The organism is Microbacterium sp. MYb45 (assembly GCF_002979655.1).
In the GTDB taxonomy this organism is placed as follows: Bacteria; Actinomycetota; Actinomycetes; order Actinomycetales; family Microbacteriaceae; genus Microbacterium.
Window position 1 is genome coordinate 94,349 of the sequence record NZ_PCPG01000002.1, and the last position, 26,346, is coordinate 120,694.

30 protein-coding genes are annotated in these 26,346 nt (G+C 68.1%); 6 read left to right on the forward strand and 24 right to left on the reverse strand.

Annotated features, from left to right (window positions below):
* Positions 1-259: 259 nt before the first annotated feature.
* The 14 genes from CQ034_RS06825 to CQ034_RS06885 form a co-directional block, all read right to left on the reverse strand.
* The gene (locus CQ034_RS06825) at positions 260-472 is read right to left on the reverse strand and encodes a hypothetical protein (protein ID WP_029260920.1); all 213 of its coding nucleotides are present in this window, start codon (positions 470-472) and stop codon (positions 260-262) included.
* A gap of 146 nt (positions 473-618) precedes the next feature.
* Positions 619-1,809: an elongation factor Tu gene (gene tuf / locus CQ034_RS06830; RefSeq protein WP_028502475.1), complete on the reverse strand. Its 1,191-nt coding sequence runs from the start codon at positions 1,807-1,809 to the stop codon at positions 619-621.
* Positions 1,810-1,978: 169 nt separating this feature from the next.
* Positions 1,979-4,093: an elongation factor G gene (gene fusA, locus CQ034_RS06835; RefSeq protein ID WP_029260918.1), complete on the reverse strand. Its 2,115-nt coding sequence runs from the start codon at positions 4,091-4,093 to the stop codon at positions 1,979-1,981.
* Positions 4,094-4,180: 87 nt separating this feature from the next.
* Positions 4,181-4,651 carry a 30S ribosomal protein S7 gene (gene rpsG / locus CQ034_RS06840; protein WP_017201608.1) on the reverse strand — a complete coding sequence of 157 codons (471 nt, stop codon included), beginning with the start codon at positions 4,649-4,651 and terminating at the stop codon, positions 4,181-4,183.
* Positions 4,652-4,656: 5 nt separating this feature from the next.
* Positions 4,657-5,025: a 30S ribosomal protein S12 gene (rpsL, locus tag CQ034_RS06845; protein WP_017201609.1), complete on the reverse strand. Its 369-nt coding sequence runs from the start codon at positions 5,023-5,025 to the stop codon at positions 4,657-4,659.
* A 238-nt stretch (positions 5,026-5,263) separates the two neighbouring features.
* Positions 5,264-5,911, reverse strand: coding sequence for a hypothetical protein (locus tag CQ034_RS06850; RefSeq protein ID WP_029260917.1), 648 nt, complete (start codon positions 5,909-5,911; stop codon positions 5,264-5,266).
* Positions 5,912-5,977: 66 nt separating this feature from the next.
* Positions 5,978-6,415 (reverse strand): hypothetical protein, encoded by a 438-nt coding sequence (locus CQ034_RS06855; RefSeq protein ID WP_258134113.1) that lies wholly within the window; start codon positions 6,413-6,415, stop codon positions 5,978-5,980.
* A 65-nt stretch (positions 6,416-6,480) separates the two neighbouring features.
* Positions 6,481-7,524: an ABC transporter gene (locus CQ034_RS06860; RefSeq protein WP_105710444.1), complete on the reverse strand. Its 1,044-nt coding sequence runs from the start codon at positions 7,522-7,524 to the stop codon at positions 6,481-6,483.
* Positions 7,525-7,638: 114 nt separating this feature from the next.
* Positions 7,639-7,791, reverse strand: a complete 153-nt coding sequence (locus CQ034_RS19540) for a hypothetical protein (protein ID WP_156027125.1) — start codon at positions 7,789-7,791, stop codon at positions 7,639-7,641.
* A gap of 76 nt (positions 7,792-7,867) precedes the next feature.
* The gene (locus CQ034_RS06865) at positions 7,868-8,521 is read right to left on the reverse strand and encodes a hypothetical protein (protein WP_105710445.1); all 654 of its coding nucleotides are present in this window, start codon (positions 8,519-8,521) and stop codon (positions 7,868-7,870) included.
* Positions 8,518-8,850: a PadR family transcriptional regulator gene (locus tag CQ034_RS06870; protein WP_029260913.1), complete on the reverse strand. Its 333-nt coding sequence runs from the start codon at positions 8,848-8,850 to the stop codon at positions 8,518-8,520. The genes CQ034_RS06865 and CQ034_RS06870 overlap by 4 nt, the downstream gene beginning before the upstream one ends.
* Positions 8,851-8,919: 69 nt before the next feature.
* Positions 8,920-9,858: a sugar ABC transporter permease gene (locus CQ034_RS06875; protein WP_105710446.1), complete on the reverse strand. Its 939-nt coding sequence runs from the start codon at positions 9,856-9,858 to the stop codon at positions 8,920-8,922.
* Between the two features lies 1 nt (position 9,859).
* A complete protein-coding gene (locus CQ034_RS06880; protein WP_029260911.1) occupies positions 9,860-11,464 on the reverse strand; it encodes an ABC transporter permease subunit in 1,605 nt (534 codons plus the stop codon).
* A gap of 67 nt (positions 11,465-11,531) precedes the next feature.
* Complete coding sequence (locus CQ034_RS06885; protein ID WP_105710447.1) at positions 11,532-12,740, reverse strand: maltose ABC transporter substrate-binding protein; 1,209 nt, start codon at positions 12,738-12,740, stop codon at positions 11,532-11,534.
* A gap of 185 nt (positions 12,741-12,925) precedes the next feature.
* Between CQ034_RS06885 and CQ034_RS06890 the strand changes: the two genes are divergently transcribed.
* The 3 genes from CQ034_RS06890 (at position 12,926) to CQ034_RS06900 (ending at position 14,782) form a co-directional block, all read left to right on the forward strand.
* Positions 12,926-13,357, forward strand: a complete 432-nt coding sequence (locus CQ034_RS06890; RefSeq protein WP_105710448.1) for a hypothetical protein — start codon at positions 12,926-12,928, stop codon at positions 13,355-13,357.
* A gap of 13 nt (positions 13,358-13,370) precedes the next feature.
* The gene (locus CQ034_RS06895) at positions 13,371-13,859 is read left to right on the forward strand and encodes a YajQ family cyclic di-GMP-binding protein (protein WP_017829222.1); all 489 of its coding nucleotides are present in this window, start codon (positions 13,371-13,373) and stop codon (positions 13,857-13,859) included.
* A 290-nt stretch (positions 13,860-14,149) separates the two neighbouring features.
* A complete protein-coding gene (locus tag CQ034_RS06900) occupies positions 14,150-14,782 on the forward strand; it encodes a GntR family transcriptional regulator (RefSeq protein ID WP_029260908.1) in 633 nt (210 codons plus the stop codon).
* A 7-nt stretch (positions 14,783-14,789) separates the two neighbouring features.
* Here CQ034_RS06900 and CQ034_RS06905 read toward each other — a convergent pair whose 3' ends face one another.
* The 5 genes from CQ034_RS06905 to CQ034_RS06925 all read right to left on the reverse strand — a co-directional run bounded on the left by CQ034_RS06905 (position 14,790) and on the right by CQ034_RS06925 (position 19,679).
* The gene (locus tag CQ034_RS06905; protein WP_105710449.1) at positions 14,790-15,797 is read right to left on the reverse strand and encodes an alpha/beta hydrolase; all 1,008 of its coding nucleotides are present in this window, start codon (positions 15,795-15,797) and stop codon (positions 14,790-14,792) included.
* Between the two features lie 63 nt (positions 15,798-15,860).
* The gene (locus CQ034_RS06910) at positions 15,861-17,234 is read right to left on the reverse strand and encodes an FAD-dependent oxidoreductase (RefSeq protein WP_105710450.1); all 1,374 of its coding nucleotides are present in this window, start codon (positions 17,232-17,234) and stop codon (positions 15,861-15,863) included.
* 56 nt (positions 17,235-17,290) lie between these two features.
* Positions 17,291-18,352 carry a polyprenyl synthetase family protein gene (locus CQ034_RS06915; RefSeq protein ID WP_105710451.1) on the reverse strand — a complete coding sequence of 354 codons (1,062 nt, stop codon included), beginning with the start codon at positions 18,350-18,352 and terminating at the stop codon, positions 17,291-17,293.
* A 47-nt stretch (positions 18,353-18,399) separates the two neighbouring features.
* The gene (locus CQ034_RS06920; RefSeq protein WP_105710452.1) at positions 18,400-19,119 is read right to left on the reverse strand and encodes a class I SAM-dependent methyltransferase; all 720 of its coding nucleotides are present in this window, start codon (positions 19,117-19,119) and stop codon (positions 18,400-18,402) included.
* The gene (locus CQ034_RS06925) at positions 19,116-19,679 is read right to left on the reverse strand and encodes a hypothetical protein (RefSeq protein WP_029260903.1); all 564 of its coding nucleotides are present in this window, start codon (positions 19,677-19,679) and stop codon (positions 19,116-19,118) included. The genes CQ034_RS06920 and CQ034_RS06925 overlap by 4 nt, the downstream gene beginning before the upstream one ends.
* Positions 19,680-19,735: 56 nt before the next feature.
* Between CQ034_RS06925 and CQ034_RS06930 the strand changes: the two genes are divergently transcribed.
* On the forward strand, positions 19,736-20,989 hold the full coding sequence (locus CQ034_RS06930) for an isochorismate synthase MenF (RefSeq protein ID WP_105710453.1): 1,254 nt from the start codon (positions 19,736-19,738) through the stop codon (positions 20,987-20,989).
* 6 nt (positions 20,990-20,995) lie between these two features.
* Here CQ034_RS06930 and CQ034_RS06935 read toward each other — a convergent pair whose 3' ends face one another.
* The 3 genes from CQ034_RS06935 to CQ034_RS06945 are packed head-to-tail and all read right to left on the reverse strand — an operon-like array spanning position 20,996 to position 23,869.
* Entirely contained in the window at positions 20,996-21,838 is an 843-nt protein-coding gene (locus tag CQ034_RS06935) for a PPK2 family polyphosphate kinase (protein WP_105710454.1), read from the reverse strand.
* 16 nt (positions 21,839-21,854) lie between these two features.
* A complete protein-coding gene (gene menD, locus CQ034_RS06940) occupies positions 21,855-23,504 on the reverse strand; it encodes a 2-succinyl-5-enolpyruvyl-6-hydroxy-3-cyclohexene-1-carboxylic-acid synthase (RefSeq protein ID WP_105710594.1) in 1,650 nt (549 codons plus the stop codon).
* A gap of 14 nt (positions 23,505-23,518) precedes the next feature.
* Entirely contained in the window at positions 23,519-23,869 is a 351-nt protein-coding gene (locus CQ034_RS06945; RefSeq protein WP_029260899.1) for a PLD nuclease N-terminal domain-containing protein, read from the reverse strand.
* 74 nt (positions 23,870-23,943) lie between these two features.
* Here CQ034_RS06945 and CQ034_RS06950 point away from each other — a divergent pair, with 74 nt between their 5' ends.
* Together CQ034_RS06950 and CQ034_RS06955 are read left to right on the forward strand one after the other, a co-directional pair.
* Positions 23,944-24,372 carry a hypothetical protein gene (locus tag CQ034_RS06950; protein ID WP_258134114.1) on the forward strand — a complete coding sequence of 143 codons (429 nt, stop codon included), beginning with the start codon at positions 23,944-23,946 and terminating at the stop codon, positions 24,370-24,372.
* A gap of 69 nt (positions 24,373-24,441) precedes the next feature.
* Complete coding sequence (locus CQ034_RS06955; protein WP_105710456.1) at positions 24,442-25,092, forward strand: thioredoxin domain-containing protein; 651 nt, start codon at positions 24,442-24,444, stop codon at positions 25,090-25,092.
* A 14-nt stretch (positions 25,093-25,106) separates the two neighbouring features.
* Here the strand turns inward: CQ034_RS06955 and CQ034_RS06960 are convergent, their stop codons facing one another.
* Both CQ034_RS06960 and CQ034_RS06965 read right to left on the reverse strand, forming a co-directional pair.
* Entirely contained in the window at positions 25,107-25,649 is a 543-nt protein-coding gene (locus tag CQ034_RS06960; protein WP_258134115.1) for an RNA polymerase sigma factor, read from the reverse strand.
* A complete protein-coding gene (locus tag CQ034_RS06965) occupies positions 25,646-26,272 on the reverse strand; it encodes a hypothetical protein (RefSeq protein WP_146114813.1) in 627 nt (208 codons plus the stop codon). The genes CQ034_RS06960 and CQ034_RS06965 overlap by 4 nt, the downstream gene beginning before the upstream one ends.
* Positions 26,273-26,346: the final 74 nt, after the last annotated feature.

The following is a 26,346-nucleotide window of genomic DNA, read 5'->3' on the forward strand; positions in this document are numbered from 1 at the left end:
GCACAGAGTGCGCGCGTCGCACGATGATCCCCAAGATCGCTTATCCCCAGTTTCAACGCGGAAAGCCCGCGTGCTTCGGGAAACCGAACCCCTTCGGCTTCCCCGACCGCAAGATCCCCAGGCGGTCGAGACGATCCTACTCGATACATCTGCGAATCCGCCACATCTGACGACCACTAGATCGAACGGGGGCGTGCCTCTGCATACGAAAGCGGCGATCCACCAGGTGGTGGATCGCCGCTCGAAGAGTGCGGGGCTGCTACTCGTTGCCGACGGCCTTGTCCGCGCTGTCCCGGATCTCGTCGATCTTGTCGGCTGCACCCGGGGCGATCTTCTTCGCGAAGTCCGCGACGCCGTCGAGGACCTTGTCACTGATGTCCTCGGCCTGGTCGCTCTTGACGGCCTCGGCGATCTTGTCCTTGTTCTGCTCGTAGAGGTCCTTGCCCTTGTTCACCGCGTCATCGATACCCATGTGAATCCCCTTCTCAGGTGTGCGTCGACGGAGAGGCCGACGAGATCATTGTGCACGTCTTGGCGCGGAGAGGAAACTCCCGACACGATACAAAGCACAGAGGGGCCGGACCCGAAGGTCCGACCCCTCTGCGAGGAAGCAGGTGCTTACTTGACGATCTTCGTGACCGTACCGGCGCCCACGGTGCGTCCACCCTCACGGATGGCGAAGCCGAGGCCCTCCTCCATGGCGATCGGCTGGATCAGCTCGACCGTCATGTCGGTGGTGTCGCCGGGCATGACCATCTCGGTGCCCTCGGGCAGCGAGATGACGCCGGTGACGTCGGTGGTGCGGAAGTAGAACTGCGGGCGGTAGTTCGTGTAGAAGGGGTTGTGACGCCCACCCTCGTCCTTGGACAGGATGTACGCGGTGCCCTCGAAGTCGGTGTGCGGCGTGACCGAACCCGGCTTGACGATGACCTGACCGCGCTCGACGTCCTCACGCTTCGTGCCACGGAGCAGGAGACCACAGTTCTCGCCGGCCCAGGCCTCGTCGAGCTGCTTGTGGAACATCTCGATACCCGTGACCGTGGTCTTGACGGTCGGACGGAGTCCGACGATCTCGACCTCGGAGTTGATGGCCAGCGTGCCACGCTCGGCGCGACCCGTGACGACGGTTCCACGACCGGTGATCGTGAAGACGTCCTCGACGGGCATCAGGAACGGCTTGTCACGGTCACGCTCCGGGTCCGGAACGCTGTCGTCGACAGCCTGCATGAGGTCCAGGATCGCCTGGGTCCACTTCTCGTCGCCCTCGAGAGCCTTGAGAGCCGAGACGCGGACGACAGGAGCGTCCTCGTCGAAGCCCTGGGCTGCGAGCAGCTCGCGGACCTCGAGCTCGACGAGCTCCAGGATCTCCTCGTCGTCGACCATGTCCGACTTGTTCAGCGCGACCAGCAGGTACGGCACGCCGACCTGCTTGGCGAGCAGCACGTGCTCACGCGTCTGAGCCATCGGGCCGTCGGTGGCGGCGACCACGAGGATCGCGCCGTCCATCTGAGCAGCACCGGTGATCATGTTCTTGACGTAGTCGGCGTGGCCGGGAGCGTCGACGTGAGCGTAGTGGCGCTTGGGGGTCTCGTACTCGATGTGCGAGATGTTGATGGTGATTCCACGCTGGCGCTCTTCCGGCGCCGAGTCGATGGAAGCGAAGTCACGCTGCACGTTGGTGTCGGACGGGAACTTGTCAGCAAGCACCTTCGAGATCGCTGCGGAGAGCGTGGTCTTGCCGTGGTCGACGTGACCGATCGTTCCGATGTTGACGTGCGGCTTGGTCCGCTCGAACTTGGCCTTAGCCACTGGGTCCTCCTCAGGACGTCGTTGTAAAGGTGACCGGGCACTGGTTTGCGACCGGTTCTCTACGGGTTAGGTTCTCAGTTTAGTAGAGAGGGAATGTGAAGTTGTAGGTGACCTGGGAACCCCGCGGCGCTTCGCGGTGCTCGGCGCCGCGGGGAGCCCAGAAGAGCGATTACTCGCCCTTGGTCTTCTGGACGATCTCGTCGGCCACTGCGCGGGGAACCTCAGCGTAGCTGTGGAACTCCATGGAGTAGACGGCACGGCCCGAGGTCTTCGAGCGCAGGTCGCCGATGTAGCCGAACATCTCGGACAGCGGGACCTGAGCGCGGACGACCTTGACGCCTGCGGCGTCTTCCATCGACTGGATCTGGCCACGACGCGAGTTCAGGTCGCCGATGACGTCGCCCATGTACTCCTCAGGAGTACGGACCTCGACGGCCATCAGCGGCTCGAGCAGCACGGGGTTGGCACGGCGAGCGGCCTCCTTGAAGCCCATGGAGCCCGCGATCTTGAACGCCATCTCCGAGGAGTCGACGTCGTGCGCCGCACCATCGACGATGGTCGCCTTGACGCCGACCATCGGGTAGCCCGCGAGCACACCGACGTTCATCGCGTCCTGGAAACCGGCGTCGATCGAACCGATGTACTCACGAGGGATGCGACCACCGGTGACGGCGTTCACGAACTCGTAGGTCTTCTCGGAGTCCAGGTCCATCGGCTCGATGGTGAACTGGATCTTCGCGAACTGGCCGGAGCCACCGGTCTGCTTCTTGTGCGTGTAGTCGTGCTTCTCGACGGCCTTCTTCAGGGTCTCGCGGTACGCGACCTGCGGCTTGCCGACGTTGGCCTCGACGTTGAACTCGCGCTTCATGCGGTCCACGAGGATGTCGAGGTGAAGCTCGCCCATGCCCTTGATGGTCGTCTGACCGGTCTCGGGGTTGAGCTCCGTGCGGAAGGTCGGGTCCTCCTCAGCGAGCTTCTGGATGGCGACACCCAGCTTCTCCTGGTCGGCCTTGGTCTTCGGCTCGATCGCGACCTCGATGACGGGCTCGGGGAACGTCATCGACTCGAGGACGACCGGAGCTGCCGGGTCGGTCAGGGTGTCACCGGTGGTGGTGTCCTTCAGACCGATGACCGCGTAGATGTTACCCGCGGTGACCGAGGGGACCGGGATCTCCTTGTTGGCGTGCATCTGGAAGATCTTCCCGATGCGCTCCTTCTTGTTCTTGGTCGAGTTGATGACCGCAGAACCGGACTCGAGGTGACCCGAGTAGACGCGCACGTAGGTGAGGCGACCGAAGAACGGGTGCACGGCGACCTTGAACGCGAGGGCTGCGAACGGGTCATTGGCGTCGGGGTGACGCTCGATGATCGTGTCGTAGTCCTTCGGGTCGTGTGCCTCGATCGAGCCCACGTCGAGCGGGTTCGGGAGGTAGTCGACGACCGCGTCGAGCATCGGCTGGACGCCGCGGTTCTTGAATGCGGAGCCGCAGAGCACCGGGTAGATCTCGGAAGCGACGGTCAGCTTGCGGATCGCGCCCTTGATCTCGGCGACCGTGAGCTCCTCGCCACCGAAGAACTTCTCGAGCAGCGCGTCGTCGGTCTCGGCGACGGTCTCGAGGAGCTGCTGACGGTACTCCGCCGCCTTCTCCTTGAGGTTCTCCGGGATCTCCTGGATCTCGTAGGAGGCGCCCATCGTGACGTCACCCTTGGAGTCTCCGGCCCACACCAGCGCACGCATCTCGACCAGGTCGACGACGCCGATGAAGTCGCTCTCCGCACCGATCGGCAGCTGGATCACGAGGGGCTTGGCACCCAGGCGGTTGATGATGGTGTCGACGGTGAAGTAGAAGTCCGCGCCGAGCTTGTCCATCTTGTTGACGAAGCAGATGCGGGGGACGTTGTACTTGTCGGCCTGACGCCAGACCGTCTCGGACTGGGGCTCGACGCCCTCCTTGCCGTCGAACACGGCGACGGCACCATCGAGGACGCGGAGCGAACGCTCCACCTCGACCGTGAAGTCCACGTGGCCGGGGGTGTCGATGATGTTGATCTGGTTCTTGTTCCAGTAGCAGGTCACGGCGGCAGACGTGATCGTGATGCCGCGCTCCTTCTCCTGCTCCATCCAGTCGGTGGTCGACGCGCCATCGTGCGTCTCGCCGAGCTTGTGGTTGACGCCCGTGTAGAACAGGATGCGCTCGGTCGTCGTGGTCTTGCCGGCATCGATGTGCGCCATGATGCCGATGTTGCGGACCTTGCTCAGGTCCGTGAGCACGTCTTGTGCCACAGGAGTGTCCTTATCTTTTGGAGCAGTCGTACTGCGAAGAGGGGGTGCCCGCCCTTCGGCGAGTGGCCGAAGGGCGGGCGAAGCTGGTTACCAGCGGTAGTGAGCGAACGCGCGGTTCGACTCGGCCATCTTGTGCGTGTCCTCGCGGCGCTTGACCGCGGCACCCAGGCCGTTCGACGCGTCGAGGATCTCGTTCTGCAGACGCTCGGTCATCGTCTTCTCACGACGGCCCTTCGCGTAGCTCACGAGCCAGCGCAGAGCGAGCGTGTTGGCGCGGTGAGGCTTGACCTCGACCGGCACCTGGTAGGTCGAGCCACCGACGCGGCGGCTGCGGACCTCGAGGGTCGGGCGCACGTTGTCGAGCGCCTTCTTGAGCGTGGCGACGGCGTCCTGACCGTTCTTCGCCTCGACGCCGCGGAGGGCGCCGTAGACGATCGACTCGGCCAGCGACTTCTTGCCGTCGACGAGGATCTTGTTCACCAGCGAGGTGACGATCGGTGCGCCGTATACCGGGTCGTTGACGACGGGGCGCTTGGGGGCTGGTCCCTTACGAGGCATCTAACTCAACCCTTCTTCGCGCCGTAGCGGGAACGAGCCTGCTTACGGTTCTTGACTGCCTGGGTGTCCAGGGCGCCACGGACGATCTTGTAACGCACACCGGGGAGGTCCTTGACACGACCGCCACGGACGAGCACCAGCGAGTGCTCCTGGAGGTTGTGACCCTCACCGGGGATGTACGCGGTGACCTCGGTGCCGTTGCGGAGCTTCACACGAGCGACCTTGCGCATCGCCGAGTTCGGCTTCTTGGGGGTGGTGGTGTAGACGCGGGTGCAGACCCCGGCCTGCTGCGGGTTCGACTTGAGCGCCGGCGCCTTGGTCTTGGTGACCTTGGGCGAGCGACCCTTGCGAACCAACTGCTGAATGGTTGGCACGTTCTCTCCTCATAGTGCTGCACGGTGACAGCGTGATGGGTTTCACATCATGACCCACCGGCACGCCGGAATCGACGCGCTTTTGGTGTGGTGGGTATGCCGTGGGGGCGGACCGGCATGGTGCCGACGCCCAGTGCGCACGTCAAGACGTGCACACACCTGGTCAAGTGTAATGCCGCGTAACGTGGTGGTCAAATGAACGCAAGTCCGGTGTGACGGCGGAGCGGCGCTCGGAGCATCACGGCAGGTCGGGGTCGAACGGCGAATCCAGCGACTCCGTCAGCTCGGCGAGCAGTGCCTCGATCTGCGGCTCCACGTGCTGGGAGATGGCCGCCTGGATGTAGATCCGGTGGCGAAGCAGGATGCCGCAGATCTCCCGCCCGACCATATTGGCGTACTCGTCGGCGAGGGCGACCTCCTGCCGGAGGGCGATCTTGGCTTCCTCGGTCAGAGGCGGCAACGCCGGCAGCTCCGCGGCGGAGTCATCGGCGAGCCCGGCGATGGTGAAGAGGAACGGCGCGCCGGGAACCGGCTCGGGGTCGAGCGGGAGGCCGTCGAATTCCGGATCGAGGTCTTCGGCAGGGCGGTAGCTGCGGGCGCGGTTCCGGGCGGCCTGCTGATCGAGCTCGCGCTGCAGCATGGGGAGATTCCGTGCCGTGTAGTCCGCGACGGCGTGGTCGACGATGGTCTTGATGCGCGTCGAGAGTCCGTGCTGCACACCGTGCGGGGTGTTCGCACCGATTCCCGCCGCCGAGAGGATCGGCGATCCCAGACAGCGGCGGCATGGCGCGACGCGACCGCGGTGGGTCGCCGGCTCCCAGCGCGGCACCCAGCGCAACCAGGCCTCGACGGCCTGGTCCACCTGCGTCTCCAATGAGCGCTCCACCCCACCAGCGTACGGCGCGCCGCCCGTCGTGACCGCGATTTCGCGCATCGCGGCGGGGCGGCCGCGTCACTCCTCGTCTTCTTCGCGCTCCCAGGGCCAGCGCGGATGCGCGGCACGAGTGCGACGGAGGGCGATGCCACCCCAGCCGGCTATCAGCCCCGCGACCACCAGCACCGCACTCGCACCACCGCGGACCAGATCCCCCGCCACCGCAGTCGCGATCACGAAGTCGGACGAGCCGAGGACGACCGTGATCCACACCGCCGCGAGATGAGCCAGAGCTGCGAGGAGAGCGATCGCGATCGTCGCCACGAAGGAGGGATGGCCACGACGGAGCGTCGACCACAGCATGAGCGCGAAGACCGCGACCGCCGCCAGCATCCCGACGGCGCCCGGTGCCTGCCCCAACCCTCGCACCGCGATGATGTCGGTATCGGTGGCCACACTCAGGGCCCCCAGGCCGAACACCGCGAGCGCGAAGAAGCCGATCGTCGCGAGCACCACGGCCAGGACAGCCGAAACCCCCGCGGACTCGGGCCCGCGGGGGTTCGGCGTGGTGGAGTTCGTGATTACCTCGACAGCGTCGGACCGGCTTCGAGGGTGCGCTCGTACTCGCGCTGCGCCTCGGCGTTCAGTTCGGTCTTGCGAGCGCCGCTGCGCGACACCCATGCGCCGAACCAGATGGTCAGTTCGCGCGCGAACACGAATGCGGCGATGGCGAGCGGGGCGAGCAGCTGCTCGCCGACGAGGTCGAGGCCCTGAGACGACGTGAGCTTCCAGAACGGCGCCTCGAACAGCTGTCCGAGGATGTGGCCCGCATAGGCGATGACGCCGACGATGATGCCGAAGACCACCCAGAGGCCCCAGCGGCCGCGGTTGATGATCGCGCCGAGCAGCCAGAAGCCGAGGAAGAAGACGACGACCGGCGTCCAGTAGCCCCAGGTCATCAGCGGTGCCAGCGCGGCCTCACCGATGTTCTCGCCGTTCACCTCGCCGGCGATCGCGCCGAGACCCAGCGCCGTGCCGAGGTACAGCACGGCGAAAACGAGGGTCGCGAGTAGGCCGATGAGGCCGGCGGTGCCGCGGTTGCCGCGGTCGCGGGGCGGCTCGGGAGCCTGCACGAAGATGGGTTGAGGCTGCGCTGCCGCGGCGACACCTGTCGCACCGATCAGCGGCTCCGACGGCACGATGCGTGTCTCGGTGTCGTCACCGTACTGGGCGTAGGCGGCACCGGCCAGGCCGGACTGCTCGTGCCCGAACGGCACGGGCTCGCCCACGATCGGCTCCGGGTAGAAGGATTCGGTCTCCGCGTCGGCCTCCGCCCGGACGTCGCGCGCGGTCTCGCGCGACTCGACGATGGGTGCCGGAGTGACGGCGGGAGGCGGGGACGCGAACGTTCCGGGGTGGTCGCGCTCCGCGGCTTCGAACGCGGCGAGATCGGGGTCGACGATCTTCTCGTCGACGGCGTCTGCCGGTTTGTGGTCCGGCGCATCGGCGGAACCGGGGACATCCGCACCCGCCGCGGCGGCGGCGTCGAGACCGGCGTTCGCGCTGCCGACGACGTCGTCGACGTCAGTCGGCTTCTCGGGCTGGGGAGCGTCGGGGTCACTCATGGGGTGCGCCTCTCATCGGATATGTGCATTGTGAGGGTACCGCCGGGCCGACGGCCGTCGACGCAGGCGTGCCGACGTGTCGGGATACACGCGTCGGCGTCCCCTCGCGAGCCGTCAGGGAAGGGCGTTGCGGAGCGCGGTTCCCGCGAACTCCGCGAGAGTCGGAAGGATCGGGAGGGACAGCCAGACGAGCGCCCCGATGATTCCGGCGCACACGATGCCGGCGAACCAGCTCATCGCCAGATTGCGCCCCGCCACCCGTGCCATGTCTCCACGGTATGGCCCGACCGGGATACTGGCCGGGCGCAACGCCGAGCATGCACGCGGTGTGGCGGGGCGTGACTCAGCGAGCGACGCGCCCCCGGAGCCGCCAGAGCAGCCAGAGACCCGACGCCGGGATGAGGAGGAACCCGAGGAGAAGGAGGACGTGCCAGGCACTGAAGCCGGGCAGCAGCGGGTTGTTCACGGCCTCATCGGCAGGGGTGCCGGTGCCGGACGAGCTGCCGGTCGAGCTGAACTCCACGAAGCTCATGAACTGCACCAGGAACAACGAGACCGCGCCGAAGACGAACGGCACGATGATCGCGACGACCTTCTCCCACGTCTTCCAGAGGGTGCTGATGGTGACGAGTACCGCGCCGACGAACCAGCCGAGCACCGGGACGAGGAAACCGCCGAAGCTCAGCGTCAGCGCGGCAGCGATCGCGAAACCGCGCGTCGAGGTCGCCGGCGGTCGGGGCGCGGGCGGGGCCGCGACCGGCGCAGCGACCACGATCGCGGGGTTCGCCGGCACCTCGTCCTGCGCCTCCCTCGCGATGGCCACCGGATCACCGAGCCGAGCGATCCGCGCGGCGGTATCCGCGGCGTCGAGGCCCTGCAGCTCTTCGACGATGCCGCCACGGATGTCCGACGCGACGCCGTGCGGGAGCCCGCGCATCGCCTCGTCGAGCCGGGCGAGATACTCCTCGCGCAGTGTGTCTGCTGTCGTCTCTGTCATGGTCGTCCCTCTCCGACGATGCCCGTCACGACACGGGCGAACGGGGTCCACTGCACTCGGAAGCGCTCGAGCTGCTCGGTACCCGACTCGGTGAGCCGGTAGTACTTGCGCACGGGCCCGCTCTCCGACGGCAGGTCGAACGTGCTGACCCAGCCGTTGTCCCGCAGCCGTCCCAGCAGCGGGTAGAGCGTGCCGATGCTGGCGATCAGTCCGGCGCCGGTGAGTGCATCGGCCAGCTGCCAGCCGTACATCGGCTCACGCGCGAGGAGTCCGAGCACGCAGTACTCGACCACCCCTTTGCGCATCTGCGATCCGACGTCAGCTGTCATGCATGACAAGCTACCATGCCATGCACGCTACCGGCGACGCCGGCCCCCGCGGGTGAACCCCACCGAGGGTCAGCCCTTCGTCGCCCCCGCGGTGAGACCGCCGACGATGTACTTCTGCAGGAAGAGGAACAGGATCATCACCGGGATGGCGGCCATCACCGCGCCGGCCGAGAATGCCGACCAGTCCGCGTAGCGCGGATTCGCCACGAGCTTGGTGAGTCCGACGACGAGCGTCTGCTGCTCCACGTCGACGAGCATCACGCTCGCGATCACGTACTCGTTGACCGTGCCGATGAAGGAGAGGAGTCCGACGACGGCGAGGATGGGCGCGACCAGGCGCAGGATGATGGTGAAGAAGATGCGCGCGTGACCGGCGCCGTCGATGCGGGCGGCCTCGTCGATCTCCTTCGGGATCGTGTTGAAGAACCCATACATCAAGTACGTGTTCACGCCGAGCGCTCCCCCGAGGTACACCAGGATCAGGCCGGTGTGGGTGTTCAGCCCGATGGCGGGGAACCAGTCCCCCAGGGTCGACATGAGCAGGAAGATCGCGACCACGGCGAGCAGCTGCGGGAACATCTGCACGACCACGATCGTGACGAGCCCGACACGGCGCCCGGCGAAGCGCATGCGCGAGAACGCATATGCCGCGCAGGCGCCGATGAAGACCGTGACCGCCCCGGTCACGACGGCGATCAGCAGAGTGTTGAGGAACCACGTGCCGTACGGGTTCTGCGGGTCGCTCAGGATGCGCACGTAGCTGTCGATCCCGATCGCGGAGAACAGCTGGTTCGATCCGGTCAGCGTCCCCTTCGGATTCAGCGACGCCGACACGACGTATAGAAGGGGGAACAGGGCGAAGGCGCTCACGACGATCGCGACGAGGTGTCGCCATCCGGTATCGGCGAACCAGGCGCCGAAGCTGCGGCGACGCGGGCCGGGTGTGCGCTCATCGGTCTTCGAGGCGGTGGTGGCGGCGGTGGCGGCGGCAGGGCTGGCGGTGCTCATGTCAGTTCAGCTCCTCGAGGGCCTTGGTCTTGCGGAAGCTGATGATCGAGATCGTCGCGACCACGATGAAGATCAGGATGGTGAATGCCGAAGCCAGTCCGTAGTCGCGGGTCTGCCCGGTGAACGCCACCTTGTAGACCATCGAGATCAGGATGTCGGTGTGCCCGACCGGGATCGACACGTCGCTGAAGCGGGGTCCGCCCTTGGTGAGCATGTAGATCAGGTTGAAGTTGTTGAAGTTGAACGCGAAGGACGAGATCAGCAGTGGCGCGACCGTGACGAGCAGCAGCGGCAGTTTGATGCGGCGGAAGACCTGCCACGGGTTCGCGCCGTCCATGACGGCGGCCTCGTTCACGTCCTCCGGGATGCCCTGAAGGGCGCCCATGCAGACGAGGAACATGTAGGGGAATCCGAGCCACAGGTTCACCAGCAGCACCGACACCTTGGCCAGCGTCGGATCCGTGAGCCACGGGATGTCCGCTCCCCCGAAGATGACCTGGTTGATGAAGCCGAAGCTCTCGTTCATCATGCCGGCCCAGACGAGCGCCGACAGGAACGCAGGGAACGCGTACGGGAGGATCAGGATGATCCGGTACCCGTTGCGGAACCGCATCCGGGTGTTGTTGAAGACCAGCGCGAGCAGGAGCCCGAGGAAGAACGTCGTGGCGACCGAGATCAACGCGAACGCGAAGGTCCACAGCGTCACGGCGATGAGCGGTCCGCGGATCGAGGAGTCGGTGACCGCGCGCACGAAGTTGTCGAAGCCGACGGTGGTCTGCCATCCCGGGAGCAGCTGCTCGCCGTCATCGGCGGTGAAGGCTCCCTCGCCGGTGTCGGAGTAGACCGTGCCGGTGGTGGTGTCGGTGATGGTGTCGGCGGCCGCGTCGTACTCGAGCGTCGAGACGTACAGATACCCCTTCTGGCCGTCCGGAGCCCGCAGGGCGCCGTCATTGGGGTCATCGCTGAAGGGAACCGACAGCTTCTCGAGCTCTTCGGAGAGCGTGAACACGGTGGCCAGCGGGAGCGTCGTCCAGCCGTCGACCGCGACGGCCTGTCCGCCCTCGAACTGCGCGTCCACCTCTTCGAGCGGCTGCTCGGCCGTGCCGAGAAGCGCGTCGCCGGAGTCCGGGTCGGTGACCAGGAGACCATAGGTGCCGAACTGTTCGACGACCGTGACCGGATAGGTGGGAGAGTCCTCGACCCGCTCCTGCGCCGACGCGAGGAGCGAGGAGATGGCCTGGTCTTTCGTGCCGTTGTGCCCGGTGCCGTAGTTCGTGAAACCGATGTAGCCGGTGTAGAGCAGGGTGAACACCTGGAACAGGATCAGGAAGATGATGCCCGGCGTGAGGTACTTCGCCGCGATGCGCTTGCGGGAGAAGTAGATGTAGTTGACGAAGACGGCCACCACGACGACGATGCCGAGGATCAGCCATTCCTGGTGGGCGAAGAGCACGAACGCCGCGTACAGCGCGATCGCGTCGACGACGGCCAGCAGGAGGATCTTCAGCAGCATCCAGCCGATCGGGCCGGACGCGGCCTCGGCGATCTTCGCGGCCTGTCGCTGGCGTCGGGTCGGAGGAGCAGTGCGCTCGTCGATGTCTGTCATGTCGTCCTCGTCATGATCCTGCCGGGGCGGACCGGAGCGTCCACCCCGGCAGGGCCAGTGGGTGCTGTTACTTGATCGCGGCGGTCACGTCGTCGACGAGCTTCTGCCACGTCGTCTTCGGGTCCGCGCCGTTGATGATCGCGGCCTCGGCCACGCCCCAGAACTCCCACACCGCGCCCATGGCCGGGATGGCCGGCATCGGCACGGCGTCTTCGCCGACGGCCTGGAAGCCGGCGATGATCGGGTCGGACGCCGCGGTGTCGGCGGCTGCGGTGAGCGCCGGCAGGATGTTGCCGGCCTTGAACAGCTCGAGCTGCACGTCTTCGGTGCCGATGTAGTTGACGAGGAAGTCGTTCGCGGCGACCTTGTTCTTCGACTCGGAACTGACGAAGAAGCCCTTCACGCCGGCGAACGGCGAAGCGGTCTCACCGGTCGGGCTCGGAATCGGGTCGATCGCGACGTTGATGCCGGCGTCGGTTGCGGCGCCCACGTTCCACGGACCGGTCAGCCAGAAGGCTGCCGTGCCGTCGAGGAACTGCTGCTTGGCGATCTCGCCGTCGACGTCGGTGTTCAGCACGCCTGCGGCGCCCTGCGCACCCAGCCAGTCGGCGAACGCGAAACCGCCCGCACTGCCGAGTTGCAGGTCGGTGGGGTCATAGCTCCCCGAGTCGTCGGTGCCGAAGACCGGAGCACCGAACGCGGTCTGGAACGGGTACAGGTGGTACGGGTTGCCCTCGGTGCCCTGCTCGACGACGAAGGTGCCCTTCGAGACCATGTCGTCGAAGCTGGTGGCTGCAGCCGGGACGAGGTCGGCGTTGCGCAGCACCGCGATGTTCTCGACTGCGTACGGCAGCATGTAGACGGTGCCCTCGTACGTTGCGGCCTGCAGCGCGACGGGAAGGTAGTCCTCCGAGCTGTCGCCGAGTTCGATCGGCGCGACGACGCCGTTGGTGGAGAGCTCCCCCAGCCAGTCGTGCGCGCCCATGACGACATCGGGGCCCTTACCGGTCGGGACCTGCTGGATGAAGTCGTCCTTCATGTCGTCGACCGACTTGCCGACGAGCTCGACCTTGACGCCGGTCTTGTCCTCGTAGGAGTCCGCCGCGGTCTGCAGCGCGTCCACGCGCTCGGCGTCGACCCAGACGACCAGCTTGCCGCTGCCTTTGGAGTCGGAGGTGTCGTCGCCGCTGGTCCCTGCGGAGCAGCCGGCAAGCGTCAGAGTCGAAACGATGGCGATCGCGCCTGCGGCGGCGATGCCCCTCTTGTTCACCTTCATTGGTGTGTGCCTCTCTCGGTGCTGGTGGCCTGCACAGACTGCAAGCGCTTACAGTATGCATCGAACGCGGTGGCTTTTGCAACGAAGATGAGCGTCGATACCAAGCCGTGACCGGGATGAATGGAGGCAAGGCTTGTGAAAACGCTTCCATGGGACGCGAGACGGAGCGCTCGTAGACTGGGGCCATGACGGATCGTTCCCTCCGCGTCGCGCGGACAGCGGCGAGTCTGCTGCTGACGTTGTCGGCGATCGCCCTGAGCGGGTGCACCGCGTTCGCCACGAACTACGCCGTGCTGGATCGCGACGCGGAGGCTGCGGACAGTGTGCCGGACGGGGTGGCTGAGCAGGACTCGGGCGACGTCGCTGACCTCTCGTCGGCGCGCTTGGTCGGTGAGCACTCCGGCAGCTCGATCTGGCTGTTGCGGGGCGTCGAGCCGTCGACGGTCTGCGTACTCGCCTACCGCGACGAGGACGAGTGGGGCATGGGCTGCGGCGGGGAGCGGGGTCCGGTGGAGATGAGCGGACCGGCAGGCCACTTCATGACGGTGCCGGACGACTACCCGACTCCCGACGGAGCCACCAGGATCTCCGACAATGTCTACGCGCTCAGCCCCTGAGTAGGATGAAACCATGGCTGACAGCTCATTTGACATCGTCTCGAAGGTGGATCACCAGGAGGCGGAGAACGCCCTGAACCAGGCCCGCAAGGAGATCGAGCAGCGCTACGACTTCAAGGGCACCGGTGCGTCGATCGCCTGGAGCGGCGAGAGCATCCTCATCATCGCGAACACCGAGGAGCGGGCGAAGGCCGTGCTCGACGTGTTCCAGTCCAAGCTCATCAAGCGCGGCATCTCGCTGAAGAGCCTCGAGTCGGGCGACCCGTTCGCCAGCGGCAAGGAGTTCCGCATCGTCTCGACGCTCAAGGACGGCATCTCCTCGGAGAACGCGAAGAAGATCAACAAGATCATCCGCGACGAGGGCCCCAAGGGCGTGAAGAGCCAGATCCAGGGCGACGAGCTGCGCGTGCAGTCCAAGAGCCGCGACGACCTGCAGTCGGTCATCGCGCTGCTGAAGGGCGCCGACCTCGATCTCGACCTGCAGTTCATCAATTACCGCTAGGCGAACCTCCCGCCTGTACGACGAAAGGCCCCATTCGGCGAAAGACCGAGTGGGGCCTTTCGTCTGCCCGCGGGCGCGACTTCGGTCTTCCGGAGCCGCGCAGTAGGATCGCATACCGGAATACCGGCCCGAGTGGCCAAGACTGGAGAGGTCGCCGACAGCCGTGTGCCCCCACACGCGTCGACAGGCGTAGATCGTGTTGGAAACCGATGCGACCTCATGATGCGGTGGCCCACCCGGGGCGAATCATGGGGATGCTCGGGAAATGAAGGGCAACTGGGGGCAGGTCCATGAGCATTATCGGATCGACGAGTGTCGGCGAGAGCAAGCAGCTTCTGGCCGAAGAGGTGTTCCACCACCTCGGCAGACAGATCATCGAGGGCACGATCGAAGCCGGCGAACGCATCCGCGACGTCGACGTGGCCGAAGAGCTGCACGTGTCACGAACTCCCGTTCGCGAAGCACTTCAGCGTCTGGAGCGGCTGGGGATGGTGACGATGTATCCGAGCCGGTACACGGAGGTGACCGAGGTGACGTCGGAGACGATCGCGCAGTCGCTCGAGTTCGCCGGGTACCAGGCGGCGATAGCCGCCCGGCTGGCCGTGCCGCGCATCAGCGACGCGCAGCGCGATCACGTCGTGCGCCTCGTGGCCGCGATGCACGCGTCCCTCGAACACCCCGAGACGACCTCGGACGCGCGATGGGCGGTGTTCTCGTATCTCGGAGATCGGAGCGGGAACGCGCAGCACCGAACACTGATGGAGGACGCGAGCATGGTTCTGTTCCGCAACCTCCGCGACTGGGTGGTCCCCGTGACGGACCGCGCTCGGATGCGCGACGTGTACATCGCCTTCGCGGGCGCCGTCCGCGACGGCGACGGCGATGAGGCGGAGCGCCTCGTCCGGACGATGTACTACCTGTGACGCGAGATCAGATCGCCGCGCACCAGCCCGTGACCCAACGCTCGAGGCGTCGGTAGGCGTCCTCGCGCGCATCGTGGCGCGAGAGGAAGACGTCGTGCAGCGCACCGTCGATGCGCTCCACCGTCACACTCGCCCCGAGCCGCAGCGCCGCGCGCGCGATGTCGTCGACGACGAGCACGGAGTCTGCGCTGGTGAGCTCCTCCGACCACCGCGTCGGGGGCACGAACCGCGCCGAGAGCAACACGCACACCGGAGCCGTGATCCCCAGTCCTGCGGCCACGGCCTTGTGCCCGGAGAGGATCGCGTGCAACCAGCCCGCGTACACCGCCATGGTCTGCGCGGGGCGCCAGAGCGGATTCACCTCCATCGGATCATCCGGGTCGGCGACCTCCAGCTGAGCACGGGTGTAGTAGCCCAGGTCGACCTGCGGCGCCGCCTCCATGGGCCGGATGCGAGCCTGCAGCTCCACCATGGGCGCGATCGCCGCCCGCGCCGGCGCGAACTGGAACTCCAGCCAAGGGCTGTTCAGGATCACCGCATCCGCCGCACCAGGATGACGAGACGCCCAGAGGCTCAGGACGAGCCCGCCGGTCGAGTGTCCGAGCAGCACCAGACGCCGGGACGACTCGATTCCGCCCTGCCCCCGTCCCATCGCTTCCAGCGCCGCCCCGATGTCCTCGTCGTAGGTGGCGAGGTCGGCGACGTAGCCGGGCGTCTGTCCGTCGCGGAGGCTGCGACCGTATTTGCGGAGATCGAGCGCGAAGAAGCGGGCACCCCGCGAGGTCCAGAAACGCGCGAGCCGTTTCTGGAAGAAGTAGTCCGACCAACCGTGCACGTAGAGCACGTCGACGCCGTCGAGCAGCGGCCACCGTCCACGGATGCGGTTCCAGAGGTCCGGCTCGGCCGGGAGCGCGCGCACCAGGGTGGCCACCACCGGACCCTGCTCATCGGTACCGAGGTCGAGGGTCAGCTGCTGGAACTCATCGCCGAGCACATCCCGGATCCATTCGGTCATGCATTCCTCCCCCGTCGTCGCCAGGCTAGCCGACGAGACCAGGGGACGGCGGAGGCGAACCTCCTACTCGCCCCGGGAGACGCGCACCATCTCGTCGCGCGGCACGACCTTGACGCGGGCGCGCTCCTCGGGAGCGCCGAGGGAGATCTCATGCTCGTCGAGACGGTGCCACCCCTCGAGGTCGGTCCAGCGCACGCCGCGCTCGCGCAGCAGCTCGACGACGGCCTCTTCGGAGGGGTCCTCCGGGTGCCACCAGGAGCCCTGGTCGTTGATGATGTGCCGAACGGTCTCCATGGCGTCGGACTTCGTGTGCCCGATCAGACCCACCGGGCCGCGCTTGATCCACCCGGTTGCGTAGATGCCGGAGACCCGCTCGTTGGAGTCCTTCGCGAGCACCTGGCCCTCACGGTTCGGGATGACGCCGTGCTTCTTGTCGAACGGCACACCGGGAAGGGGCGAGCCGAAGTATCCGATCGCACGGTACAGCGCCTGGATCGGCACCTCGCGCAGCTCCCCGGTTCCCACCGCACCGCCCTGCCCATCGGGCTGCGTGCGCTCGTATACGAGTGCCGCGACGCGGCCGTTCTCGTCCTTGCGCACCTCGACAGGGCGCGCCCAGAAATGCAGGTGCAGACGGCGCGAGGCCGCGCCCCCGGCATTGTTCACCGAGTCGCGCTTGCGCCACGACTGCAGGATGCGGTCGATGACCATGACCTGCTTGTTGCTGGCGACCGCATCCTTCGAGGCCTCGTCGTAGTCGAAGTCCTCGTCGTAGACGACCATGTCGACGTCGCGCAGCTCGCCGAGCTCGCGGAGCTCCAGCGGCGTGAACTTCACCTGCGCCGGGCCGCGGCGACCGAAGACGTGCACGTCGGTGATCTCGCTGGCCTTGAGGCCCTCGTAGACATTGGCCGGCACCTCGGTGACGAGCAGATCCTCGGCGTGCTTCGCGAGCATGCGCGCGACGTCGAGCGCCACGTTGCCGTTGCCGAGCACACCGACGGATGCGGCATCCAGCGGCCACTCGCGCGGCACGTCCGGGTGTCCGTCGAACCAGCTGACGTAGTCGGCGGCACCGTAGGAGGCGACCGCATCGATCCCCGGGATCTCCATCGAGGTATCGCGGATCGCGCCGGTCGCGAAGACCACGGCGTTGTAGTGCTTCTTCAGGTCGTCGAGGGTGATGTCCTCACCGAAGCGCACGTTGCCGAACAGGCGGATGTCCCCGCGGTCGAGCACGTCTCGCAGCGCGTTGACGATGCCCTTGATGCGAGGGTGATCGGGGGCGACGCCGTAACGCACGAGTCCGTACGGAGCAGGGAGCTGTTCGAAGAGGTCGATCGAGACGTCGAACTTGCGCTCGGCCTTCAGCAGGATGTCCGCGGCATAGATGCCGGCGGGGCCCGCACCGACGATGGCCAGTCTGAGCTTGGTCATGGGAGGTCCTTTCGTATGCCGACGCAACCGGCGCGCGACCCGACGGTCGCGCGCGATCAGCTGGAGCGTTCGGCGAGGGTCTCTGCGAATCGGGTCAGCGCCTCGCGCACGGTGCCACGCGGCAGCGGTGCGAGCGCGTCGACGGCATCCCGCGTCCACGCGTGCGCGAGTTCGAGGGTCTTCTGCGTCACCCGGTGATCGCGCAGCTCGTCGAGCGGGCCGTCGAGGATCGCGGGGTCGGCGCCATCGGCGATGAGGGCCACCCCGTCATCGATGCGCGCCGCGAGGTCGACGGCGGCGTCATCGGGCTCGGCCTTCAGCAGCAGGTACGGCATGGTCGGGACGCCGGCGCGGAGATCGGTACCCGGCACCTTCCCGGTCTCTTCGGGCTTGGCCGACAGGTCGATCACATCGTCGAGCAGCTGGAACGCGACGCCGATCTTCTCGCCGTACATGCGCAGCGGCTCCTCGTACTCGCTCGGCGCGTTGGAGAAGATCACACCGCCCTGCGTGGCGGCGGCGATGAGAGAGCCGGTCTTGTCGGCGAGCACCTGGATGTAGAACGCGATCGGGTCGTCGTCCTGCTGCGGCCCGAGGGTCTCGTGCATCTGACCGAGGACCAGGCGCTCGAACGTGTCGGCCTGGAGCCGGATGGCGCGCTCACCGAGCCGGGACATCAGCTGGCTGGCGCGGGAGAAGAGGATGTCGCCGGTGAGGATGGCGATGTTGTTGCCCCACACGGCATGCGCCGCCGGCACGCCACGACGGCGGTCGGCGCCGTCCATGACGTCGTCGTGATACAGCGAGCCCAGGTGGGTGATCTCCAGCGCCTTGGCGACATCGATCACCTCGGAGGTGTTGCCGTCGCCGAGTTGGGCGGCGAGCAGCGTAAGCACGGGACGGATGCGCTTGCCGCCCGCCTCGTACAGATAGCGGCTGGCCGCATCGGCCAGCGGGTCGGCGACCCGGACGTCTTGGGCGAGGCCGGTCTCGACGAGCTCGAGGCCGTCTTCGATCGCGCGCGCGACCTTGCGTGCGGCAGGGCCGATGAACACGCGGTCGCTGAACCCCAGACGGCTGGCCAGCCGCGAACCCGGGGCGATGGGGCTCGAAGTCACGGTCCCAGCCTACCTGCGCCGGGATGCCGCAGTTGCGTGCACGGCGCTCACGCGGGCTTGCGCGCTCGGTGCAGGGCGACGATGCCGAACGTGAGGTTGCGGTAGGCCACGTCGCCCCACCCCGCCTCGCGGATCCAGGCCGACAGCTTCTTCTGGTCGGGCCACTCGCGGATCGACTCGTTCAGGTAGTCATACGCGTCGCCGTTCGTGCCTGCCACCCGGGCGACACGGGGCAGCACCTGCGCGTTGTAGAACCGGTATGCGCCGCGGAACAGCTTCGCCGGAGGCGTGGAGAACTCGTTGATCACGAGCCGGCCGCCGGGCTTGGTCACCCGATACAGCTCGCGCAGCGCCTTCTTCGGATCGTTGACGTTACGCAGCGCGTACGACATCGTGACCGCGTCGAACTCGGCATCCGCGAACGGCAGCGCCGTGGCATCCGCCTGCACGAACGAGAGGTTGCGCATCGCACCGTGGCGACGTTCGCCCTCGGCCAGCATCCCGGGCGAGAAGTCGGCCGCGACGACGTCAGCACCGCTGCGGGCGAGCGACGCCGACGACGACGCGGTACCTGCCCCGAGGTCGAGGATCCGCTCCCCCGGCTTCGGTGCGACCGCACGGGTGGTCGCCGCGCGCCACAGCACGTCGTTGCCGAAGGTCATGGCCGTGTTGGTGCGGTCGTACCCGGCGGCGACCTGGTCGAACATGCCGCTGACGCGGGCGGGGTCCTTGCCGAGATCGGCGCGGTTCTTCTCGTTCGAAGTCACGCGTTCAGTCTAGGCGCGAGGCCCAGGGCTTCGAGGCGGTCGAGCCACGGATCGGCGGTGGCATCGTCGAACGGTGCGACCTGCGCGCGCACCCGATCCTCCAGGTCGAGCGCGAGCGTCTCGAGATGCTCCATGACGTCGACGGGATAGCCGTAGCGGACGCTGTGCTCGGCCCACTCGTCGCGGTCGTCGACCCAGGTGCCCCGGGCCCCGGCCACGCGCACGACATCGAGGTCCATGTCGATGCCGGTCGCGAGGAGCGGGTCGTCGGACCAGTGGATGTCCCACCCCAGGTCGATGTAGATCCGCATGCCGCGGCGGTGGCGACGGTTCACCGTCACGGCGTGGTCGCCGCTCGCCGGAACGAGCGTGACGTTGGGTCCGCCCGCATGGAACTCGGCCCCGGGCCGGAAGCTGTGCCAACCCACCGGCTGCCCGATCCAGTCGCCCCACTCGTCGGCGCCGAGATACACGCACTCGTGCCGCCAGTGCGGCGACCCGTCCCACTTGCGCCATTGGAAGACCATCTCGGTGCCGGGTGCGGGGCGTGCAGCGCTCATCCGTTCACCCTACGTCGGCGCAGATCCGTGCCGTGAGAGCGGCATAGGCTGGATGCGTGCACACCACCCACCTGGTCGTGGAGACCCGAGAGATCGACCCGGTCGAAGACCTCCTCGCCTACGCGGATCCCGCCCGCCCGCTCGCCTGGCTGCGGCGCGGAGACGGCATCGTCGCGGTCGGCGAACCGCTCGCCGAGGTCCGTCAGCCGTCGGCGGCCGGACTGTCGCGCACTGCGGCGCTCGCGAACGCCTGGCGAGGCATGGTGGCACAGGCCGAGATCTCCGACCCCGTGGGCCTGCCCGGCAGTGGGCTGGTGGCTTTCGGCGCGTTCGCCTTCGACGAGGAGTCGGCGGCCGACAGCGTGCTCGTCGTGCCGAGTCAGGTGCTCGGGCGCCACGGCGATCGGTTCTGGGAGACCCGCATCCGCCTCGCCGCATCGCCCGTCTCCGAGGAGCCGTTCGCGACCCAGCCGTACGGTCCGCACTGGGCCGGCACCGTCGGCCCGGGAGCCCAGAGACCGCAGGGCTACCAGGACTCGGTGCGCCGCGCGCTCACCCGCATCGCCGACGGCGAGCTGAGCAAGGTCGTGCTCGCGCGCGACCTCACCGGCAGCGTCCCGGCCGGGTCGGACCTGCGCCGTCTCGTGCGTGCCCTGTCGACCGGCTACCCCGACACCTGGGCCTTCGCCGTGGACGGGCTGATCGGCGCGAGCCCGGAGACCCTCGTCACGGTGCACGACGGCACCGTGACCGCTCGTGTGCTCGCCGGCACCATCGGCCGGGGCGCGGATGCGGACGCCGACACCGCGGCATCCTCCCACCTCGCCTCGAGCACGAAGGATCTCGACGAGCACCAGTACGCCGTGCAGAGCGTGCTCGCCTCGCTCCGCACCCACACCCGGGCGTTGGCCGCGAGCGAGCAGCCCTTCCTTCTGAAGCTGCCGAACCTCTTCCATCTCGCGACAGACGTCGAGGGCGAGCTCGCCGACGGCGAATCGGCGCTCGACCTGGTGCAGGTGCTGCATCCGACCGCCGCCGTCGCCGGCACCCCGACGCCCGCGGCCATCGCCGCCATCCGCGAGCTCGAGCCCTTCGACCGCGGCCGTTACGCCGGCCCGGTCGGCTGGGTGGACGCCGCGGGCAACGGCGAATGGGCTATCGCCCTGCGCTGCGCACAGTTCACGGCAGGATCCGGGGAGATCGGGGTGACGGCATACGCCGGCGCAGGGATCGTCGCGGGCTCGGACCCCGAGAGCGAACTGCTCGAGACGCGGGTGAAGTTCCGGCCGCTGGTCGACGCGCTGGCCTGAGCGCGCTCAGCTCGCGGCGAGGCGCTTCTTCTCGGCCTCGACGTCGAAGTCGGCGACCGGCCACTGCGGGTCGATGTCCTCCAGGGCTGCGAGCAGCAGCTCCTGCACCGCGAGGCGGGCGTACCACTTGGCATTCGCCGGGATCACGTGCCACGGGGCCGCCTCGGTGGAGGTGCGGTCGAACACGGTCTGGTACGCCTGCATGTACTGCGGCCACAGCATCCGCTCGTCCACATCGCCGGGGTTGTACTTCCAGTACTTGTCCGGGCGTTCGAGCCGCTCCATGAGCCGCTCCTTCTGCTCCTCGGGCGAGATGTGCAGCATGACTTTGATGATGCGGGTGCCGGATGCCGCGACGCGGGCCTCGAACTCGTTGATCGCGTCGTACCGGCGCTCGATCTCCGCGGCGTCCGCCAGCTCGCGCACCTTGCCGATCAGGACGTCTTCGTAGTGGGAGCGGTCGAACACCCCGATGAAGCCCGGCTCCGGCAGACGCTTCTCGATACGCCACAGGAAGTCGTGGCTGCGCTCCTCGAGTGTCGGCGCCTTGAACGCGGCGAGCGCGACGCCCTGGGGATCGACCCCGCCGACCACGTGCCGCACGATCCCGCCCTTGCCGGCCGAGTCCATCGCCTGCAGCACCAGCAGTACGGCATCCTTCGCCACCCCGACCCGGCTCTCGGCGAACAACCTCTCCTGCAGATCGTTCAGCTTCTCGAGCCCCGCCGCGAGGTCTCGGGCGCCGTGCGACTTGCCGCCGACGTATCCGGGCTTGGTGTCGGGGTCGAGATCGGCGAGGCGGAATCCCTCGCCCACTCGTAGCGTCTGCGTCCAGCGGTGCGCGTCCATACGCACATCCTGCCAGTCAACGCGGCAGCGGCACCTCGATGATCTGACGGCCGCCGCGCGGAGTGGTCAGCGCCTGGTCGAGCGCCGTGCGGGTCGTGACCCTCTGGTACTCCCAGCCGTAGGCCGACGCGAGGTGCTCCAGGCGCACGGTGTGCGGGGTGTAGAAAGCGCGATCGAGGTCGGCCGGCGACGCGGACCCTGCGACCTCCAGGGAATCGAAGATGGTGCCGCCGCCGTCGTTGCCGATGATGACCTGGAGCCGAGGCTCGGTCTCGTCCGGAGGCAGCAGCAGCGCACCGATGTCGTGCAGGAAGGCGAGATCACCCAGCAGCACCCTCGTCACACCGGGGGCTCCGGCCGCCTGACTGGCGAGTGCGATGCCGGTCGCCGTCGCGATGGTGCCGTCGATCCCGGCGAGTCCGCGGTTGGCGTGCACGGGCACCTTCTTGCCGCCGAGCACCTGATCGGCGACGCGCACCAGCCGCGAAGAGCCGAACACCAGCCGGTCGTGCGGCCAGGTGGCCCGCCACACGGCGTCGACCAGGAGTGCACGGTCGAGCGGGCGGCGGACGGCGTCGAGCTCGGCTTTGACGGCTTCTCTGCGGGCGGCGAAGTCGGTGGAGGCCAACCCGTCGGGGTCGGGGGCGTCCTCGCTCAGGTCGACGACCTCGGCAGCCGAGGCCTGGAGCCAGTCGCCGAGCCAGGCGCGATCGGCGGGGCCGGGGGCGACGGATACGGCGCCGACGGCACGGGTGCGGTGGTTGAGGTTCAGATCCTCCCCACCCCCGCGCATCGCGATCACGTCGACATCCGCACGGGCGAGGAGTGCTGCCACCTCACGGCTGAGCGTCGGGTGGCCGAGCACGACGACCCGTTCGATGCGCCCGCCGAGCTCGTCGCGCGACAGCAGCCGACGGTAGCCGTGCACGACCTGTCGCCCGAAGCGTGCACCGCTCACGATCTCGGCGATCAGGGGCCAGCCTCCTGCGTGGGCGACCTCCTCGGCATCCGCTCCCGCATCGGCGCCCGCGATCACGACGGTGCGCGGACCGCGCTCGAGTGCGAACGGCTCCTCCGCGAGCGGACGGGGCGCGTCGCCCGGGGCTGCCGTGATCGCGGTGAGGTCGCCCGAGAGCGGTTCCCTGGCGGGGAGGTTGAGGTGCACGGGGCCCGCGACGCCGGGCAGCGCGCCATCGACCTCGCGCGCTCCCATCGCGCCCGCCACAGCACGCTCGGCGAGCCCGGCCCATTCACCGTCCCCCGGCACCGGGGCATCGATCTGGTCACGCACCCAGGGGTCGAAGAGACCTTCTTGGCGCGTCGCCTGATTCGCTCCGACGCCGCGGAGTTCGGGCGGACGGTCGGCGGTCAGCAGCAGCAGCGGGACACCGGAGTGGAACGCCTCCAGCACCGCGGGAAGCAGGTTGGCGACGGCCGTGCCCGAGGTGCAGATCACGGCAGCGGGCACACCCGTCTCCCGGGCGATCCCGAGCGCGGTGAACCCGGCGACGCGTTCATCGATGCGCACGTGGACGCGCACGTGCCCGTCATCGGCGAAGCGCACGGCGGCGAGCGCGAGCGCCTGCGAGCGCGAGCCCGGCGACAGCACGATGTCGCGCACACCGTTCGCGACGAGGTCGGCGATCAGGGAAGCCGCGGCCTCCATCGCCGGCGACGACGTCACGGGCGCGGGTCCGAGGCGGGAGGCTCGTCGGTCTCCTCGTCCAGACGGGCGAGCTCCTCTTCGAGGCGGCGGATGCGCGCATCCTGCTCGGTCTTGCTGATGCTGCGCAGGAACGCAGGGTCGTCGTCCGGCGCGATGACGGGGCGGGTACCGGAATCGTTCGCACGGCGCCGGCCGATCACGAACCAGAGGATTCCACCGATCACGGGGAGGAGCACCACGATCGCGATCCAGGCGGCCTTGGACACACCCCGGTGCCGCGTCGCCGGCTGCACTGCGCAATCGACGATGCTGTACACCCAGAACACGGCGGCGAGGAAGCCGCCGACGATCAGTAGTCTCGCCACCCCTCCAGTGTAGGCGTGTCAGCGGTGGCCCGGCCCCGGAGAGACAGAGGCACCGTTGCTAGACTGCGCGGGAAATGCTGCCCTCACCGCCGGATCGGATGCTGCGAGCGCGGGCTGATCGGACGCTGATCGCCCGCGCGATCACCGCCGTCGGCCTCGCGCTCCTGCTGGTGATCGGCGCCTGGTCCAGCTCCCACGGCCCGGCCGATGTGCACGCCACCCTCTGCCTCGCGTCCGGCGTCTCGTCTCCGACTGACACCGTGTCCGCCGGCGGTGGCCCCGACAGCGCGACGGCCATCGACGTGCTCTCCTCCGACATCGGCGTCTGCGTGCTCGCCGTGCTGTGCGGCGTCGCACTGGTGCTGCTGTTCCTCCGGCTTCGCGGTCGGGGCTCCCGGCCCCTCGGCACCCGCGCTCCCCGCCTTACGACGCCGAGCCGTGCCGGCCCGCGCCTCGTCGTCCCCGCCCTCTCCCTGACACAGCTCTCGATCTCCCGTACCTGACCCCGACGCGTGCAGCGAGCCGCCTCGCGCGGCATCCTTCCCCGTCGTACCCCTGTGTCTGGAGACCCCATGAAGAACTCTGTCAAAGCGACCCTGATCGCCATCGCCGTCGCCATCGTGCTGCTGATCGTCGGCATCGTGTTCGCCCTCAACCAGAAGGCGACCACCGCACCACCCGAAGGCGAGGAGCGGCCGACCGTGCGCACCGACTCGCACGTGCTCGACGACGGCGGCGAGGGCGCCGTCACCGTGGTCGAATTCCTCGACTTCGAGTGTGAGGCGTGCGGGGCGTTCTACCCGATCGTCGAAGAGCTGCGCGAGAAGTTCGACGGCGAGATCACCTACGTCGTCCGCTACTTCCCGCTGCCGGGGCACATCAACTCCACCCAGGCCGCCCTCGCCGCCGAGGCGGCGGCGCAGCAGGACCGATTCGAGGACATGTATCACCGGCTGTTCGAGACCCAGGCGCAGTGGGGCGAGCAGCCCGAGGAGACACCAGAGGTGTTCCGTGGCTTCGCCGAGGACCTGGGCCTCGACATGGCTGCCTACGACGCCGCGATCGCCGACCCCGCCACCGCGGAACGCGTGCAGGCCGACAAGAGCGACGGCGAGCAGCTCGAGGTGAGCAGCACCCCGTCGTTCTTCGTCGACGGCCGGAAGGTCGAGCTGCAGGAGTGGGACGACCTCGAGCAGGCGATCGAGAAGGCCGTCAACGGCTGACACGGCACGCCGGCTCAGGCGCCCTCGGAGGCCGAGGCGCTTGAGCCGGCAGCCTGGGGTGACAGCAGCATGTCAGCGAGCCGGCGCCGGGCATTCCGATACCGCCCCCTCGCCGTGGACGCGGGGATGCCGATGATGCGCGCCGCCTCCTCGAGCGTGAAGCCTTCCCAATGCACGAGCCCGATCAGATCCCTCAGATCGTCCGGGAGCCGGCGGACCGCATCACGCACATCGATCGCCTGGGCATCGTCGTGCGTGTGCGGATGGGTGGCCAGGTGGCCCCGCAGTCGCTCCGCGAGCTTCCACCGCCGCACGGATGCCCGTTCGGCGTTCGCGAGGATCCGCCTCGCGACCCCGAACAGCCACATCCGCGCCTCGATGTCGTCCTTCGGCAGGTCGTCGATACGCCGCCATGCCGTGAGCATCGTCTCGGACAGGAGATCGGCGGCGTCAGCGCTCGCCGTTCTCCGTTCGAAATACGCCAGCAGATCCGGCGAGCATGCCGAGATGCAATCGAGGGCACGGGCTCGGGCGCCCCCTCCCGACACAGGGTTCACCGGCCCTCCTCCGTGCAGATCGCCTGCCCGGAGGAGGCGATCATGTTGTCCGACCGCTCGGGGTCGAACCCGCGCTCCTCGAGCTCGGTGATGACGACGTCGTTCACCGCGCGCGACATGGCCATCTGCGCGATGACGTCGTCGACTGTGGGGAGGGTGGTGCGGCCCGATTCGATCCACGAGCGGGCGGTCTCGGTGACGTCGGGCTGCGCTTCCAGCCGACGCTCCCACTGCACGGGATCAGCCGCCGCGACGACGTCGGTGTCCCGGAAGATGCTCTGGATCGCCGCGCGCACCTCGGGATTCTCTGCCGTGATCTCGCCCACCCGCTCCTCGCATTCGATCCCGCTGGGCAGCACATAGGTGAACGTCCCGTCCGGCGTCTCCGCCCACGGCCGCCAGAGGCCTGTGGCCGCGGCCGCTGCGCCGCCCGCCAACAAGAGGGCGACACCACCGGCGGCCGCGATCGCTCCGACCCGATGGGACCGAGTTCGCCGACCACGCGTTCTCGTCGCGACCGAGAGCCTCGCCAGCTCCCTTTCCAGCTCCGGCGTTCGCGGCGCGATCAGCTCGCCCGCGACCTGCAGCGCGCGGTCCAGATCGTCATCCCCGATGCCGCGCATCTCGTTCTCCTCGATTCGCTCCATACCTGTATATGTGCAGCACAGGACGAAACGTCCACGCCCACCCCGAAACG

What these genes read in the sequence shown, in the direction of transcription:
- CQ034_RS06910 (WP_105710450.1), bottom strand. Translation starts at nt 17,234, where the DNA reads ATGACCAAGCTCAGACTGGCCATCGTCGGTGCGGGCCCCGCCGGCATC.
- CQ034_RS06950 (WP_258134114.1), top strand. Translation starts at nt 23,944, where the DNA reads ATGCTGCCCTCACCGCCGGATCGGATGCTGCGAGCGCGGGCTGATCGG.
- CQ034_RS06900 (WP_029260908.1), top strand. Translation starts at nt 14,150, where the DNA reads ATGAGCATTATCGGATCGACGAGTGTCGGCGAGAGCAAGCAGCTTCTG.
- CQ034_RS06895 (WP_017829222.1), top strand. Translation starts at nt 13,371, where the DNA reads ATGGCTGACAGCTCATTTGACATCGTCTCGAAGGTGGATCACCAGGAG.
- CQ034_RS06955 (WP_105710456.1), top strand. Translation starts at nt 24,442, where the DNA reads ATGAAGAACTCTGTCAAAGCGACCCTGATCGCCATCGCCGTCGCCATC.
- CQ034_RS06890 (WP_105710448.1), top strand. Translation starts at nt 12,926, where the DNA reads ATGACGGATCGTTCCCTCCGCGTCGCGCGGACAGCGGCGAGTCTGCTG.
- menD (WP_105710594.1), bottom strand. Translation starts at nt 23,504, where the DNA reads ATGGAGGCCGCGGCTTCCCTGATCGCCGACCTCGTCGCGAACGGTGTG.
- CQ034_RS06885 (WP_105710447.1), bottom strand. Translation starts at nt 12,740, where the DNA reads ATGAAGGTGAACAAGAGGGGCATCGCCGCCGCAGGCGCGATCGCCATC.
- CQ034_RS06935 (WP_105710454.1), bottom strand. Translation starts at nt 21,838, where the DNA reads ATGGACGCGCACCGCTGGACGCAGACGCTACGAGTGGGCGAGGGATTC.
- CQ034_RS06825 (WP_029260920.1), bottom strand. Translation starts at nt 472, where the DNA reads ATGGGTATCGATGACGCGGTGAACAAGGGCAAGGACCTCTACGAGCAG.
- CQ034_RS06865 (WP_105710445.1), bottom strand. Translation starts at nt 8,521, where the DNA reads ATGACAGAGACGACAGCAGACACACTGCGCGAGGAGTATCTCGCCCGG.
- CQ034_RS06905 (WP_105710449.1), bottom strand. Translation starts at nt 15,797, where the DNA reads ATGACCGAATGGATCCGGGATGTGCTCGGCGATGAGTTCCAGCAGCTG.
- CQ034_RS19540 (WP_156027125.1), bottom strand. Translation starts at nt 7,791, where the DNA reads ATGGCACGGGTGGCGGGGCGCAATCTGGCGATGAGCTGGTTCGCCGGC.
- CQ034_RS06875 (WP_105710446.1), bottom strand. Translation starts at nt 9,858, where the DNA reads ATGAGCACCGCCAGCCCTGCCGCCGCCACCGCCGCCACCACCGCCTCG.
- CQ034_RS06965 (WP_146114813.1), bottom strand. Translation starts at nt 26,272, where the DNA reads ATGCGCGGCATCGGGGATGACGATCTGGACCGCGCGCTGCAGGTCGCG.
- CQ034_RS06870 (WP_029260913.1), bottom strand. Translation starts at nt 8,850, where the DNA reads ATGACAGCTGACGTCGGATCGCAGATGCGCAAAGGGGTGGTCGAGTAC.
- CQ034_RS06860 (WP_105710444.1), bottom strand. Translation starts at nt 7,524, where the DNA reads ATGAGTGACCCCGACGCTCCCCAGCCCGAGAAGCCGACTGACGTCGAC.
- CQ034_RS06925 (WP_029260903.1), bottom strand. Translation starts at nt 19,679, where the DNA reads ATGAGCGCTGCACGCCCCGCACCCGGCACCGAGATGGTCTTCCAATGG.
- CQ034_RS06880 (WP_029260911.1), bottom strand. Translation starts at nt 11,464, where the DNA reads ATGACAGACATCGACGAGCGCACTGCTCCTCCGACCCGACGCCAGCGA.
- rpsG (WP_017201608.1), bottom strand. Translation starts at nt 4,651, where the DNA reads ATGCCTCGTAAGGGACCAGCCCCCAAGCGCCCCGTCGTCAACGACCCG.